We start from the raw sequence: 14,779 nt of genomic DNA on the forward strand, positions 1-14,779 counted from the left end.
TCCTTTCTAGGCTTGGTAGATAATCAAGCCTTTTTCTGTTACAGCTATTTCTACCACCACTTTTTTGAATTTTGCCATCAGTAAATAGGTATAATAGAAATCCCCAATACAAGCTGCTGCATGCATGGTTGCTAGAATCTGATAAGCCCCTTTGTCAAGCCAACCAAACATTGCAGATGCTGTCAACCCCAAACTAATCAGAACGAAGGGGGCAAGGGCAATTACAACTGTTTGAAAACGGTTATAAAGGGAGTTGGGACTGATTGCATAAGCCATCCCGGTTTTCCATTTAATTCCATATTTGACAGGATTTTTGGGACAAAAAATTTTAAAAAACAGTCCATGAATCCATTCATGAATGATAGTAAGCATTAGTAAAACAAATAGTGCTTCAATGAATTGCATCTCATTCATAACATTTTGAAGCTCAACTTTAGAAGCTATAAATCCAAATAGCCAAAAGAACGGAAACACTAATAAAACTGTAGTTACATATAATCTTGCTGCTAACCTCTTATCGCTTCTAACATCTACTTCATATAATTTCTTTTTCGCTTCCATTTTTCTTCTCCTTCATTTACCTACAAGCTAGACTAAACTATATAGTCCTAGAGCAACTCCAATCAGTAAGCCGAATATAGTTGCCCCTGTAATCATAATCGCTGCCATATCTGCTGAAATGTATCGTTTCATAAAGTTTCTCCTATCTTTTTCTAGTTTTTGTCACTATTTTTCTTTTTGTTAAATTGCAGAACTAACACCAGTGTCGCCAACAAAGGAGGAAAGAGATAACTCATCTCCGTCAAACTAAAGTCAAATCCTAGCAAGGCTAGAACTTTGAAAACCAGAATATTGATCAAAAAGAGTACGAAGAAAAGTAGAAAAACTTTCATTCCATTTTTAACTGTCTTGTTCATTTTTCTTCTTTTTTCTCCATTTGTAAACTTACTTCGATACAAGCAATTGAAGCAATTAGAGTAGTCATCAGTGCTGTGCCCATATCGCTCCAACCCAGCATATCTGAAAGGAGCATATAAACTAATAATAGTATAGATAGAATTTCTACAAATCGAGCAACAGTTTTTCCAGTAATAACAATCTTATTTTCCATTTGTCGACTCCTTCTCATTTGAACTTGTTTGATGATTTCACTTTCATCTCTCATCTTGATATCATTGTAACACTTCTTTTTCTTTTTGACAAGTATATTTGTCAAAAAAATAATAAAAATTGTCAAAAAGTTTATGAAGATAGTCAAAATGTAGCTGATAATGGGCAATTAGACAAGCAAAAAAGCCCAAATGGGCTCGAATTTATAATTCTGATAAATACTTTCTTAAATCCTCATAGGTTGATGAAAGCAGGTGTACGCCGGGATTGGCCACAATATAACTGGCGACACGATTGGCAAAGTCGAGCAACTGGTCCAAGGATTTTCCACTAGCTAATCCTGCCAATAGAGCGCCAACATGACTATCCCCCGCTCCCACCGCGTCTACCACTTGCGCTGGATAAGACCTTTGCTCATGCCATTGTCCATCGTAGGCCAAAGCTCCAGCCTCTCCTCTGGTTACTACCAGCGCTTGCCCGGTGCGTTCATTTAAGGTCTGCACAGCCTGCCTGATGTCAGTTTGACCTGATAATGTCAAAGCCTCTTGCTCATTGACATGGAGGATAGGAGACAAATCCAAGACTTGCTCCATGCGCTGCTTATCTATCAGATGTCCTCGCGGTCCCGGCGCAAAAATGAGCTGGGCAGGAATAGTTTCCAAACTGTCCACTAATGCCTGACCTGTTTCTTCCTCCACTTCTAAACCACAAACGTAAGCATAATCGTACTCCGATAAATCCAACTGGTCCAGCCAAGTAGGGTCAAAATGGTATTCCACACCATGGTCGGACAGAAAGGTCCGTTCTCCGTCGCTTTCGATAAAGCAGTAACAACAGCCGTTGGCTCCTTCCACTAAAACCCGTGGTTCAATTCCAATTTTTTCCAGCTCATTCCTGACAAAATGACCGTAAATGCCCGTCCCTACCGGTGAAATGAAATCATAGTCCACATCCATGTGGTGTAGGATATTGACCACATTGAAAGCACAACCGCCCAGAGACAGGACCTGTTTGTCAATATGCGCATCGCCTTGCCGCCCCGGCAACTGATCCAGATAAATCAGGCTCTATAATTTCTGTAGTGGGTAAAACCACCGTGGAGATTATGGAGCTTTTTAAGTATATACAAAAAGTCCCATATGACCTATAATGAAAAGCAACCAAACTCACATTAGAAAGGCTCATATGGAACAACTAAATTTTATCACAAATTTTCTCAGAATTAAAGACAAAAATATCCTTATCACTGATGAATATGATATGGGAACTCACTTAGAACTACATGGTCACTTGGATTACACAGCCCCTAAATGTCCTTCTTGTAAGGGACAAATGGCTAAATACGATTTCCAAAAAGCCTCCAAAATCCCCTACCTAGAAACTGCTGGTTATCCACTCCTCATCCGCTTTAAAAAGCGTCGGTTCAAGTGTAAAGATTGCGGAAAAATGGCTGTCGCTGAAACTCCTCTTGTCAAGAAGAACCACCAAATCTCTGTCGCTGTTAACCAGAAAATCGCCCAGTTACTCATCGAAAATCAAGCAATGACACATATTGCACACAGGCTATCTATCTCAACATCATCAGTTAGTCGAAAGCTTAATGAGTTCAAGTTTGAAACAGATTGGAATATCTTACCTGAGGTGATGAGCTGGGATGAATATGGCTTTAAGAAGGGGAAGATGAGCTTTATCGCACAAGATTTCAACTCCCTAAACGTCATTACTATCCTTGACGGAAGAACTCAAGCAACCATCCGAAACCACTTTCTACGCTATCCTAGAAAGGTTAGAAACCGCGTTAAAGTCATCACTATGGACATGTATAGCCCATACTACCAATTGGCTAAACAGCTTTTTCCGCATGCCAAAATCGTCCTTGATCGCTTTCATATCGTACAACACCTTAGCCGTGCTATGAACCGTGTCCGTATTCAAATTATGAATCAATTCGACAGAAAATCGCACGAATACCGTGCTTTGAAACGCTACTGGAAATTGATACAACAAGATAGCCGTAAACTCAGCGATAAACGATTTTATCGCCCTATGTTTCGCATGCATTTGACTAATAAGGAAATCCTAGAAAAACTACTGTCTTTTTCAGAGGAACTACGACAACACTATCAACTCTATCAATTTCTCTTGTTCCATTTCCAAGAGAAAAACTCAGATCATTTCTTCAGTCTCATCGAACAGGAAATAGCCACTGTTAATCCTATTTTCCAGACGGTATTTAAGACATTTCTAAAGGATAAAGACAAAGTTTTGAATGCCCTAGAATTGCCCTATTCCAACGCCAAACTGGAAGCTACCAATAATCTCATCAAAGTCATTAAGAGAAATGCCTTTGGTTTCAGGAAGATGAAAATTTTAAAAAACGGATTTTGATTGCTTTGAACATAAAGAAAGAGAGAACGAAGTTCGTCCTCTCTAGGTGTTATAGTCAATTGAAACAAGAGCAGGACAAAAGTGCCTCAAGAAAAGTATCACAATTTGGCAATACTTTTCTGAGGTGTTTTTTCATTTGAGCCCATGTTTTCTCAATGGGATTATACTCAGGTGAGTAAGGAGGAAGTGGTAAAAGTCTATGACCCTGCTCCTTGCATAACTCTTTTAGCTTACTCATCCGATGAAACCTTGCATTGTCCATAATGATAACAGATGGTCTATCTAAAGTGGGTAGTAAGAATGTTTTAAACCAAGCTTCGAAAAAGTCACTCGTCATGGTTTCTCTGTAGGTCATTGGGGCTATAATCTCACCGTTTATAAGACCTGCGACTAAAGATAGCCGCTGGAATCTTCTTCCAGAGACCTGACCTGTGATCAACTGACCTTTCAAAGATCGACCATATTCTCGATGAAAATATGTCTCAAACCCTGTCTCGTCAATATAAACAGGTGTCAAGTGACTTAAGTTATTAAATTCTTTAAGGAACTGATTTACTTTCTCAGGGTCTTGTTCATAGTAGGTACAGCTCTTTTTTCGAGTATATCCCATAGCTTTGAGAGCGTAATGAATAGCTGTTGGATGACAGCCAAATTCAGAAGCTATTTCAGTCAAAAAAGCATCTGGATGAGCTTCAAGATAGTTCTTTAATTTTTCTCTATCAACTTTTCTTGGTTTGGTTCCCTTAACTTGGTGATGAAGCTCGCCAGTAGTCTCCATTAATTTTAGCCATTGATAGATGGTGTTGCGTGAAATATCGAAAACAACAGATGCTTCAGTAATACTGCCGGTTTTCTGACAGTATGCGAGAACTTTTTTACGAAAATCTAATGAATATGCCATAAGTACATTATACCACAAATGTACTGTTTTTGTTTCATTGTGCTATAGCTTTTCATCTACCCACTACAGTTGACAAAGAGCCATAAATCATCACATCACAAACGGTCGAACCGATTACCAAACATTTTCCCATAGCAAAACCTCCGCTTTAGAGATAGTATAGCACAAAAACTCCCCTATCCAGAGATAAGAGAGTTTGAGAATGTTACAAATTTTTAGCGACAGCCTTCAACAAGTCTGCAATCTTAGACGCATCTGAACCTCCTGCCATGGCCATGTCGGGCTTACCGCCACCACGACCAGCTACGATTGGCGCCAGCACCTTGATGAGGTTGCCAGCATGAACGTCCGCTGACTTGCTTGCCACAAGGACATTGACCTTATCACCGATAGCCGCCACAAGTACTAGCACATCAGAGTAGTCTTTCTGCTTCCAGTTGTCCGCAAAGGTCCGAAGGGCACCTGCATCTGAAACTTGGACCTGGCTAGCAATGTAGCGGACACCATCTGCCACTTTAACATCTTTGAAGATATCTCCAGCAGCTGCTGCCGCTGCTTTTTCTTTCAGACTAGCATTTTCTTTTTGCAAATCGCGGAGCTCCGCAGCCAGTGCCTCCACTTTTGTCGGCACTTGGTCGATTTGTGGCACCTTAAGAGTCTGCGCAACAGCTTTGAGAGCATCCTCGCGATCACGAAGAGCTAAGAAAGCTTCCTTGCCTGTCACCGCTAAAATACGACGGGTACCAGAACCGATTCCCTCTTCTTTAACAATCTTGAAGAGACCGATTTCAGCTGTATTGCCAACATGGGTACCACCACAAAGCTCGATAGAATAATCACTGATGGTCACGACACGAACAACCTTACCGTATTTCTCACCGAAAAGAGCCATAGCTCCCATTTCCTTAGCCGTGTCTACATCTGTTTCAACGGTCACCACGTCGATAGCCTCCCAGATTTTCTCATTGACTTCATTTTCAATGCAACGGAGTTCTTCAGCTGTCACTGCCTCGAAGTGAGTAAAGTCAAAGCGGAGGAAACCTTCTTCATTGAGGGAACCAGCCTGCGTAGCGTGTTCACCGATGACATTGTGAAGGGCTGCATGGAGCAAGTGAGTTGCCGTGTGGTTTTTCTCAATTTTATAACGACGGGTGCTGTCGATTTCAAGAGTGTAGCTTGTACCAGCAGATAGACTTGCCAATACTTCAACTGTGTGAAGTGGTTGACCATTTGGCGCTTTTTGCACGTCGACAACCTTGGCAACGACGTCGCCTGAAGCATTTTTAATCACACCACGGTCGGCAACCTGACCACCCATTTCAGCATAGAATGGTGTTTGGTCAAAGACAAGGAGGGCTTGACCTTCTGACACTGCTTCTGTCCGCTCATTGTCTGCGACGATGACTGATAAATTAGCTTCTAGTGCCGTTGCACCATAGATAAATTCTGAGCTTTCTGTGATGCCAGTAAGGGTTTCATTTTGCATACCCATTGAGCCACCTTTGACAACGGCCGCACGAGCGCGGTCTTGCTGCTCCTTCATGGCAGCCTCGAAGCCTGCATGGTCAATCTTGTAGCCAGCATCCTCAGCCAATTCCTCGGTCAATTCTACAGGGAAACCGTAAGTATCGTAGAGTTTGAAGATATCTTTACCTTCAAGCGTGTCCTCACCAGCTACTTTCAAGTCAGCCAAGAGGTCCTCCAAATGACCTGTACCAGCATCAATAGTGCGGGCAAAGGTTTCTTCCTCACGCTTCACGATTTTCTCGATAAAGTCACGTTTTTCAAGGACTTCTGGGTAGTAGCTTTCCATAATGTGACCAACTGTCACCACCAATTTGTACAAGAATGGCTCATTGATGCCCAAGCGACGACCGTGCATAACGGCACGACGGAGGAGACGACGAAGAACGTAGCCACGGCCTTCATTTCCTGGAAGGGCACCATCACCGATAGCAAACGAAAGAGCACGGATATGGTCAGCAATGACCTTGAAGCTCATGTTGTCGCCATCTTGGTCGTAGGTCTTACCAGACAATTTCTCCACTTCACGGATGATTGGCAAGAAAAGGTCAGTTTCAAAGTTGGTTTTAGCCCCTTGGAAAATAGCTGCCAAACGCTCCAAACCTGCACCCGTATCAATATTTTTGTTTGGCAATTCCTTGTACTCAGAACGAGGAACAGCAGGATCAGCGTTGAATTGTGACAATACGATGTTCCAAATCTCGATATAACGGTCGTTTTCAATGTCTTCTTCCAGCAAACGAATGCCAATGTTTTCAGGATCAAAATCTGTACCACGGTCGAAGAAAATTTCCGTATCTGGTCCAGAAGGTCCCGCACCAATTTCCCAGAAATTATCCTCGAGTGGAATGAGGTGACTTGGGTCTACACCAAGTGCAATCCAGCGGTTGTAGGAATCCTTGTCATCTGGATAGTAGGTCATGTAGAGCTTGTCTTTTGGAAAGGCAAACCATTCTGGGCTCGTCAAGAGCTCATAGCCCCACTCAATCGCTTCATCACGGAAATAATCCCCAATAGAGAAGTTACCAAGCATTTCAAACATGGTGTGGTGACGGGCTGTCTTACCAACGTTTTCAATATCGTTGGTGCGGATTGATTTTTGGGCATTTGTAATCCGTGGATTTTCAGGGATGACAGATCCGTCAAAGTATTTCTTGAGAGTTGCCACACCTGAGTTAATCCAAAGAAGTGTCGGATCGTTGACAGGTACAAGGTTTGCTGAAGGTTCAACAGAGTGGTCTTTTGATTTCCAGAAATCCAGCCACATTTGGCGAATTTGTGCAGAAGATAATTGTTTCATATTTAAGATGCCAAGCCCGATTAGAAGGCGACTGAAAAATAGGAAACTGGCAGGGAATCCTTACTTCCTAGACAGTTTATTTTTTTCCGAACCTTCCGTTCCGGGCGAGTTCAGTTAGACTGATTAACTGAACCATTCCTTTCATTTTTTGTTTGTTTAATGATGTTTAGCTTGATGCAGATTCCAGCATCTCCACATAGTCAATGGCGATGACTAGGGAAATAACTAAATTAGCATAGTCGTCGTGGTAAACTTTAACCGAATAATGAGAAGTTAGGTGAAAAAGTTCTTTGGAGATTTCAGCTACCAGCTGACCGTCGGCCGTCCGCAGTCGAAAATCCAAATCCCAGATATTGCCCTCAAGAGCTAGCCCCAGATTTTCCACCGAATATTTATCTCTAAAGAAAGTCAATTTCTGTTTCAGATAAAAGGAATGCCCGCTGGCCATGTCAATGGTAAATTGAGGTAGCCAGGTCAGAAATTTCTTAGTTATCTGACTGATTTCCTGGCCTTGGCTGTTTACAATAGTGAACCGTTTGGGAATTTCCAGGAAAGAACCCTGGACCTGATAGGCTAAATTGCCCTGACTATCCTGAATATCGAATTTTTCTCCACCAAAGGTGAACCGTTGTTTCACAAGAAATTCTTTCATAATAACCTCCAAAAAAATGACAAGAAACCAAACGAAGGGCGAAAAACCGCGGTACCACCTTCATTCAATGACTTGTCATTCTTCATTCAGAATCTGTATTCACAGGTAGCTAACCTCGACTAAGGTACTAAGGTACTAAGGTACTAAGGTACTGAGCTCTGGATACAGGTTCTCAATATTCAATTGTGCTAACGAGTAGCAAGATGATTTACTCAGATGGCTCGCAGCGACCGCCAATTTTCTGAACTGAGTGGATAACCATCCATTCTCGATAGATTATTTATTTTCATCTTCCTATTCTTCAGAGCTTGATGAAGCGTCTGTTGAAGATGAATTAACTTCAGATGGAAGATACTGAGAAAGAATGTTTTGGAAGGCTGGGTCTTTGACCTTAACGTTAGCTGCTTTCAACTCTTCTGAAACAACAGTCGAAATGAAGGCTGCATCGTTTTGCTTAGCTGTAAGAATGACTTCTTTCAACTTGTCTTTGTATTCTTTCCAATCTTTTGCTTTTTCAGTTTTGCTTTCCAATTTTACAACATAGTAACTTGTTGTAACAGTTGTCGGGTCAACCACAGGGACGATAGACGCGCCAACTTGGCCATTGTCAAGTGCAAAGACTGCTTGTTGAACTTCTGTTGGCACTTCTGTTGAAGTAGAGTCAAACTTGACTTCTCCACCCTTGTCCTTAGTCTTGCTGTCTGCTGAATTATCCTTAGCCAATTGGGCGAAATCAGCACCGTCTTCCTGGGCTTTTGCCAAGATTTCTTTCGCCTTAGCTTCGTCTGTCAATTGGATGACACGCGCCGTTACTTCTGGCGTATAGTTTTCATAGGTAGCCTTATAGTTGTCATCTGTCAACTCTTTTTCTGCTGCCTGTTTAACAGCATACTTAACCAATTTATTGGTACGGATTTGTTGCTTATAGCTCTCTGTATTCAAGCCAGCTGATGCCAGGGCCTGCTGGAATGAATCACCATACTGATCTGCCATTTTATCAAAAGCCTCAGTGACTTCCTTGTCTGATACCTTGTCTCCGTACTTTTCTTCAAATACTTCTGTAATCAGCATAGACAAGAGAACCTGCTGTGCATTTGGATTGTTTTTTACTTCGTCATAGAATTCCGAAACAGTAATGGTTTGCCCTTTTAGGCTGACAATATCCTTATCAGTTGATGAAGTACAAGCTGCTAGGGTAACTGCTGCTAACAATGTTACCGCACCAGCAATAATTTTTCTTGATTTCATTCGAAAATTAACACTCCTTCTTTCTTTAACCCATCCATTATACCATAAAATTCTTAAATATCATCTAGATTCAGCTCAACATTTTCCAAATTTTTACGGAGCATCAGGAGCCCATCACTAAGTGAAACAAGACTGGCTGTCAAATCTGGATTATCCAAGGTCGCATTGAAGAGTTTCTGTAAGCCCTTGTAAATGGTCCGCTGACCACGACGCACTTCCATGATGTCCTTAGCCACATCGCCTCCCTGGAAAATATCATCGATGACAATGATACCCCCCAGCTTAACCTTCTTCAGAACTTCAGGCAAGAAAACGATATATTTGGACTTGGCAGAATCCATGAAAACAAAGTCATACTGGTCATCGGCCAGAGTTGGAAGTAACTCCATGGCCTCCCCTTCCAGCAAGGAAATCTGCTTGCGACTATCATACTTGGCAAAATTTTCTTTGGCTAGACCAATCATTTCCTCGTTGCGATCAATAGTCGTAATCTGAGCATTTGGACTATTTTCAGCCATCAAAAGGGCCGAAAAGCCGATTGCTGTACCAATTTCAAGAATATTCTGCGGTTGCAGGGTCTGCAAGAGCAGGCGGAAAAAGGCTACCGTCTCATGTGGGATGATCGGAATATTTTCCTTCTGAGCAAAGACTTCGAGCTCTTTCAAAAATCCTCTATTCTGCGCCTGACGTGTCCGCATAAAGTCCACAATTTCTTCCTTGACAACAGGCCGGCGCATATTGTGGTTTGCGTTTTCTGAGTATGATTGTACCATGTTTCCAAGTATATCACACGCCCGAAATTCGGTCAAGAATAGCTATTTCACAAGAAAAAGACAGGCTAGAGCCCATCTTTCCATGCTTGTGATATTTTCAGAATGCGTGCTATTTGTTCAGCTGTTCTTTCCAGGTTCACTTCCGCTAAAGCCAGCGACTCCTCTAAGCTCGCTAGTTTAGAGATAATGGGAAATGCGGCGCAGATATTTTCAAAAGGAAAATCAGGCAAATCGTCCGCAAGACTACCACATATAGCAACAACAGGTACTCCCTGCTTGACCCGGCGGGCAACACCAATCGGAGTCTTACCAGAAAGACTCTGTCGATCCAGACGGCCTTCACCAACTATCACCAGATTAGCCTGGCTAGCACGTTTTTCAAAATCCAGCTGGTCCAGCACAAAGTCAATACCCGAATGAATTGTAGCGCCGGCAAAGGTACAGAGCCCTGCAGCCATACCGCCGCCCGCACCAGCTCCTTCCTTTTCAATCAAATCAGGATTAACGAGCTGATAAAAATCGTGCATCTCCTGATCAACTTGGGCAAACCTTTCCGGTGCCAATCCTTTTTGAGCTGCAAATACATAGGTCGCCCCATTCTGCCCGCACAAGGGATTGGTCACATCAGTGATTAAATCAATCTGAATAGCAGCACTATCAAATCCTGTATCGGGTTTTGAATAGCTGACCACCTTGCCCAAATTGGCCCCTATCGGCTCCAACTCCTGACCATTCTTATCGAAGAATTGAAATCCCAAGCCAGCCGCCATGCCCATTCCACCATCATGACTAGCGGAACCACCCACTCCAATCATAATTCGCTCCATACCGGCCTCAACCAGATGGACAATGAGCTCCCCCAGTCCTCTGGTCTGAATCTGTAATGGAGCCCGACTTTCTATTGGAATAGAAGCCAGACCCACAAGCTCAGCCATTTCAAACATGGCCAAACTTCCTTTTACCGCATATTGAACCTGAATGTTCTCCCCAAAAGGACCGGTAACCTGGGTTGATTGCCTGTTTAATCCCAAACTATGCACCAAGCTATCCAGTGTCCCCTCTCCTCCATCTCCAAGCGGCATCAAATCGTAGGAGGCCTCTGGAAATACCTTTGAAAATCCATTTTTTATAACCCAAGCCACATCTGGAGCGGCCAAGGATTCCTTAAAAGAATCTGGCGCAATCAAAACATGCATCTAGCTGTCCTCCGAGCATCTACTCATTTTCGACTTGGAATTGAATCAAGTAATTCTTCTTATCCAGCTGACCGGTAAAGTTATCGCCGACTTTGATAAATGGTAACTTGTCTGTACTGTCTTCCGTCGCCTTGACCTTATAAATCTTGCCTTCCGACTGGATATAGTAGACCGTTGAGCCAGCAATCATCTGACTACCCAAGGCCTCGATTTTACCAGAGACAGTCTCGAGCTCTGCTGCCTCTTGTCCATCTGCTGTGCTTGCCAGACCGGACAAGCTAGAGGCATCTGCCCCGGATACCTGAGAAATCAAGGTCGCCACGTCATTGTTAACTGTCACCTGCTGGTAATCTTCGGCATCGACCAGGGCATAGGATTTTACTAGACCGGCATCGTCCTTGAGAGAAACCAGGTAGTAGGCGGTGTCGGCTAGCTTGACCAGACTTGGTGCCGTTGCTTGGTAGCCTTTTTCTTGGACTTCTCCTTCAGCCGATTCTTGGGCGGCTGTCTCGGTTGCTGATGCTAGCTTGTAGTTGGTTATATCACGGGTCCGCATATTGACTAGAATAAAGCCCAGGTTAGATGAATCTGCTGTAGCTGAAGTAATCCCTGTGTAGAGATAGATATCCGAACCGATTGAAATATAGTTGTAGCTGTCAGTCGTATTTTTAACGCCGGTTTGGCTAAAGACCGTATTCCAGAAACCATTTTGATAAGTATAATGGTCATCAACACGACTGATGACATTTTCGGCAGAGTAGACACGGTCCACCCATTCTGGAATGTCAGCTAAGCTATACCGCTTGCTTTCTCCTGTAACGGCATCTAGTACGATAGCACCTGTTGGGTCATTGGATGACAGACCGAATTTCGGTTGATAGATCGTAGCAATATAGTAGGGGTTGCCCTGGTCGTCAACTTCAAAGGAGGGATTGCCAAAAATCGTGGTCGGATATTGAATTCGCAGATGACGCTTGGTATCATTGAACCAATATTCTGAATCGGAGAAATGCATGGCCTGTGCCAGCTTGGCAAGCTCTGCTTTTCCTGTCGTCTGGTTGACCTTGACATAGTAGCCAATCCCATCTTGGTGGTTGCTCAGCCATTTCCAAAAAGACTTATATTCCAAAGGCGACACGCGAAAAGGTTGCTGGCCAATGGTAATCTGGCGGTAATCATCCGAAATACCGAACTGAGAAACTTTGTCAATGGTGCCTAGATAGGTATCTCCAATCTTCTCAGCTGATGCCCGATCCAGGAGAGCCAGTCGAGAAATATCTGTCTCTGGGAAATCCACCTTGAAATCCGCATCCTGAACCGTGATGACACCAGCATAGTCCTTGGCACGGAAAATGCGAGTATTGAGAGCACCAAGCAGGGTTAAGACAAGGACAATCCCCAGCAGCAGGCGACCGAACCAACGCAGATAGCTAGGTAGCCCGTTGGGCTTGAGCTGATAGGTGTCAACAGAACGATTGCGTCCAGAGATTTTTGTCACCTTCTGGACCATACCGCCTGCGGACGAGAAGATCAGTATCAACCAGACCAGCCCCAGTGATTGGAGCAAGAAGAACCAAAAACCCAGGCTCCAAATGTTGAAAGCTGGTAGATTGTACCAGTAGTATATAGCCATTTCTAGCACAAGAACCAGCCAGGCTAATCCAATCAATTGTCTTTTCATAGAAATATCCTCCATATCAATTCTAGTTATATTATAGCATATTTTCCCACTAGTGAAAGCGAAAACAATATTTTATTTCGGTTTTTCTCAGTCGCATCAATAGGGGAATTTTGGTATAATGGAGCGATAGAAAAAGTGAAAAGGATAGAATATGAAACTCATCTCATGGAACATTGACTCCCTAAACGCGGCCCTGACTGCGGAATCGCCACGCGCCCTACTCTCTCGCGCTGTCATTGACACCTTAGTCGCTGAGGATGCAGACATCATCGCCATTCAAGAGACCAAGCTGTCTGACAAGGGACCGACCAAAAAGCATTTGGAAATTCTAGAAGCCTACTTCCCAGGCTATGCCAATACCTGGCGTTCTTCTGTAGAGCCTGCTCGTAAGGGCTACGCTGGTACCCTCTTCCTCTACAAAAACTACCTGACTCCTACCATTAGCTTCCCAGCAATCGGTGCTCCAACCACTATGGACTCTGAAGGGCGCATCATTACCCTGGAATTTGATGATTTCTACGTGACCCAGGTCTATACGCCAAATGCAGGCGATGGCTTGAAGAGATTGGCTGACCGCCAAATCTGGGACGTCCAGTATGCAGAATACCTAGCGCAGCTTGACAACCAAAAACCTGTCTTAGCAACAGGCGACTACAACGTTGCCCACAAAGAAATCGACCTGGCCAACCCAGCCAGCAACCGCCAGTCACCAGGATTTACCGATGAAGAGCGTGAAGGCTTTACAAACCTGCTTGCCAAAGGCTTCACCGACACCTTCCGTCACCTGCATGGTGACGTCCTCAACGCTTATACTTGGTGGGCACAACGTAGCCGCACCAGCAAAATCAACAACACAGGCTGGAGAATAGACTACTGGTTGGTCAGCGACCGTATCGCTGACAAGGTGACCAAGTCAGCTATGATTGACTCAGGTGCTCGCCAAGACCACACACCAATTGTGATGGAAATAAGCATTTAATTTTTAATTTATTAGATAGTTCAAACCCGGCAAATGCTGGGTTTTTAAATGTATCTGATTTGAAAACGATTACTTTTTGTGGTATAATAAATATATAGATATCATTAAAGGAGGAAACATGAACAACAAGAAAATCGAACGAAAATCACTCACTGTATCAGCTATCGTCAACGGACTTAGCGGAACCGCTGGATTGGCAGTCTATATCATCACTGGCATGAATGCCCTGCTCCTGGATGGCGTATTCTCACTGATTGCTTTCGTATCATCTCTAGTCGCATTCTATATTTCAAAAAATAGCCACAAGAAAACAGCAACCTTTCCGCAGGGGCTTTACTTTTTAGAACCTCTCTACGCCATTATGAAATCACTGGCGACCCTGCTCTTGCTATTGTTTGCTGTCCTCGAAACCAGTGCAACAGCCTTTGCCTATTTTGTCAATGGCATTGGAAATCAGATGACAACAGGGCCTGTTATCCCTTATTCAGTTACGATGTTTTTCGTCTGTATTGCCCTTTATCTCTACAATCTCCACATGAGCGCCAAACTCAACCACATGTCAACGATCATTTTGGCAGAGGCAAAAGGAAATTTGGTCGACGGGCTCATCTCAGGGGCCATTGGCTTGGCAATCCTACTGCTATTCTTTGTCCCAATCAATGGACCGCTTGGATTTCTCCACTACACCGGTGACTTTTTCCTGACTGTGGCCTTGGCCTTGATTTCCTTTAAGGAGCCTTGGAATGGTCTCCTAACTGCCTTCAAGGAACTGGCCAACGGAACAACCCATGTGCCTGAAATCCATGAATCCATCTATCAAATTCTTGGTTCTTATCTTGACGAAGATGCTCAAGATATAGATATTCACATCTTCAAACAAGGTATGAACGTCCGGGTAAAAATCAATCTGCACGATGTGGAACACCAGTTAGTGCAACAATTGCTGGCTGAAAAACCACAGATGCTCTATCTCCTGCAAAAACAGCATGAGTACATCTCAGTTGAATATGCTTTATAAGAAAAAATC

13 protein-coding genes and 1 pseudogene are annotated in these 14,779 nt (G+C 43.4%); 3 read left to right on the plus strand and 11 right to left on the minus strand.

Going from position 1 to position 14,779, the window contains the following annotated elements; translation table 11 throughout:
* Window positions 1–6: 6 nt before the first annotated feature.
* The 4 genes from AB1F57_RS08300 to AB1F57_RS08315 all read right to left on the minus strand — a co-directional run bounded on the left by AB1F57_RS08300 (window position 7) and on the right by AB1F57_RS08315 (window position 2,156).
* On the minus strand, window positions 7–561 hold the full coding sequence (locus tag AB1F57_RS08300) for a DUF3267 domain-containing protein (protein ID WP_170239563.1): 555 nt from the start codon (window positions 559–561) through the stop codon (window positions 7–9).
* Window positions 562–713: 152 nt separating this feature from the next.
* Window positions 714–917: a hypothetical protein gene (locus AB1F57_RS08305; RefSeq protein WP_249339140.1), complete on the minus strand. Its 204-nt coding sequence runs from the start codon at window positions 915–917 to the stop codon at window positions 714–716.
* On the minus strand, window positions 914–1,111 hold the full coding sequence (locus AB1F57_RS08310; RefSeq protein WP_170239564.1) for a hypothetical protein: 198 nt from the start codon (window positions 1,109–1,111) through the stop codon (window positions 914–916). The genes AB1F57_RS08305 and AB1F57_RS08310 overlap by 4 nt, the downstream gene beginning before the upstream one ends.
* Before the next feature lie 202 nt (window positions 1,112–1,313).
* The gene (locus tag AB1F57_RS08315) at window positions 1,314–2,156 is read right to left on the minus strand and encodes a carbohydrate kinase family protein (protein ID WP_367985611.1); all 843 of its coding nucleotides are present in this window, start codon (window positions 2,154–2,156) and stop codon (window positions 1,314–1,316) included.
* A 139-nt stretch (window positions 2,157–2,295) separates the two neighbouring features.
* On the opposite strand from AB1F57_RS08315, the pseudogene AB1F57_RS08320 reads away from it, so the two are divergent.
* A pseudogene (locus AB1F57_RS08320) lies at window positions 2,296–3,545 on the plus strand (ISL3 family transposase); the annotation flags it as partial.
* An 8-nt stretch (window positions 3,546–3,553) separates the two neighbouring features.
* Here AB1F57_RS08320 and AB1F57_RS08325 read toward each other — a convergent pair.
* The 7 genes from AB1F57_RS08325 to AB1F57_RS08355 form a co-directional block, all read right to left on the minus strand.
* Entirely contained in the window at window positions 3,554–4,399 is an 846-nt protein-coding gene (locus AB1F57_RS08325) for an IS630 family transposase (RefSeq protein WP_367985612.1), read from the minus strand.
* A gap of 205 nt (window positions 4,400–4,604) precedes the next feature.
* Window positions 4,605–7,223 (minus strand): alanine--tRNA ligase, encoded by a 2,619-nt coding sequence (gene alaS, locus AB1F57_RS08330; RefSeq protein ID WP_170239552.1) that lies wholly within the window; start codon window positions 7,221–7,223, stop codon window positions 4,605–4,607.
* Between the two features lie 166 nt (window positions 7,224–7,389).
* Window positions 7,390–7,875, minus strand: coding sequence for an LURP-one-related family protein (locus tag AB1F57_RS08335; protein WP_105137896.1), 486 nt, complete (start codon window positions 7,873–7,875; stop codon window positions 7,390–7,392).
* A 294-nt stretch (window positions 7,876–8,169) separates the two neighbouring features.
* Entirely contained in the window at window positions 8,170–9,123 is a 954-nt protein-coding gene (locus AB1F57_RS08340; protein ID WP_170242698.1) for a peptidylprolyl isomerase, read from the minus strand.
* A gap of 53 nt (window positions 9,124–9,176) precedes the next feature.
* A complete protein-coding gene (locus tag AB1F57_RS08345; RefSeq protein WP_167785456.1) occupies window positions 9,177–9,896 on the minus strand; it encodes an O-methyltransferase in 720 nt (239 codons plus the stop codon).
* A 65-nt stretch (window positions 9,897–9,961) separates the two neighbouring features.
* The gene (locus tag AB1F57_RS08350; RefSeq protein WP_167785455.1) at window positions 9,962–11,092 is read right to left on the minus strand and encodes a glycerate kinase; all 1,131 of its coding nucleotides are present in this window, start codon (window positions 11,090–11,092) and stop codon (window positions 9,962–9,964) included.
* A 19-nt stretch (window positions 11,093–11,111) separates the two neighbouring features.
* The gene (locus AB1F57_RS08355; RefSeq protein WP_167785454.1) at window positions 11,112–12,773 is read right to left on the minus strand and encodes a hypothetical protein; all 1,662 of its coding nucleotides are present in this window, start codon (window positions 12,771–12,773) and stop codon (window positions 11,112–11,114) included.
* Between the two features lie 151 nt (window positions 12,774–12,924).
* Between AB1F57_RS08355 and AB1F57_RS08360 the strand changes: the two genes are divergently transcribed.
* Both AB1F57_RS08360 and AB1F57_RS08365 read left to right on the plus strand, forming a co-directional pair.
* Window positions 12,925–13,752: an exodeoxyribonuclease III gene (locus tag AB1F57_RS08360; protein ID WP_105137900.1), complete on the plus strand. Its 828-nt coding sequence runs from the start codon at window positions 12,925–12,927 to the stop codon at window positions 13,750–13,752.
* A gap of 118 nt (window positions 13,753–13,870) precedes the next feature.
* Window positions 13,871–14,770: a cation transporter gene (locus AB1F57_RS08365; protein WP_170238801.1), complete on the plus strand. Its 900-nt coding sequence runs from the start codon at window positions 13,871–13,873 to the stop codon at window positions 14,768–14,770.
* Window positions 14,771–14,779: the final 9 nt, after the last annotated feature.

The sequence above is a fragment of the Streptococcus nasisuis genome (genome assembly GCF_040836615.1).
Taxonomy (GTDB): Bacteria; Bacillota; Bacilli; order Lactobacillales; family Streptococcaceae; genus Streptococcus; species Streptococcus suis_V.

Bases quoted from the DNA above. Each gene is read 5' to 3' on its own strand.
- AB1F57_RS08300 (WP_170239563.1), bottom strand. From the start codon at position 561: ATGGAAGCGAAAAAGAAATTATATGAAGTAGATGTTAGAAGCGATAAG.
- AB1F57_RS08305 (WP_249339140.1), bottom strand. From the start codon at position 917: ATGAACAAGACAGTTAAAAATGGAATGAAAGTTTTTCTACTTTTCTTC.
- AB1F57_RS08310 (WP_170239564.1), bottom strand. From the start codon at position 1,111: ATGGAAAATAAGATTGTTATTACTGGAAAAACTGTTGCTCGATTTGTA.
- AB1F57_RS08325 (WP_367985612.1), bottom strand. From the start codon at position 4,399: ATGGCATATTCATTAGATTTTCGTAAAAAAGTTCTCGCATACTGTCAG.
- alaS (WP_170239552.1), bottom strand. From the start codon at position 7,223: ATGAAACAATTATCTTCTGCACAAATTCGCCAAATGTGGCTGGATTTC.
- AB1F57_RS08335 (WP_105137896.1), bottom strand. From the start codon at position 7,875: ATGAAAGAATTTCTTGTGAAACAACGGTTCACCTTTGGTGGAGAAAAA.
- AB1F57_RS08340 (WP_170242698.1), bottom strand. From the start codon at position 9,123: ATGAAATCAAGAAAAATTATTGCTGGTGCGGTAACATTGTTAGCAGCA.
- AB1F57_RS08345 (WP_167785456.1), bottom strand. From the start codon at position 9,896: ATGGTACAATCATACTCAGAAAACGCAAACCACAATATGCGCCGGCCT.
- AB1F57_RS08350 (WP_167785455.1), bottom strand. From the start codon at position 11,092: ATGCATGTTTTGATTGCGCCAGATTCTTTTAAGGAATCCTTGGCCGCT.
- AB1F57_RS08355 (WP_167785454.1), bottom strand. From the start codon at position 12,773: ATGAAAAGACAATTGATTGGATTAGCCTGGCTGGTTCTTGTGCTAGAA.
- AB1F57_RS08360 (WP_105137900.1), top strand. From the start codon at position 12,925: ATGAAACTCATCTCATGGAACATTGACTCCCTAAACGCGGCCCTGACT.
- AB1F57_RS08365 (WP_170238801.1), top strand. From the start codon at position 13,871: ATGAACAACAAGAAAATCGAACGAAAATCACTCACTGTATCAGCTATC.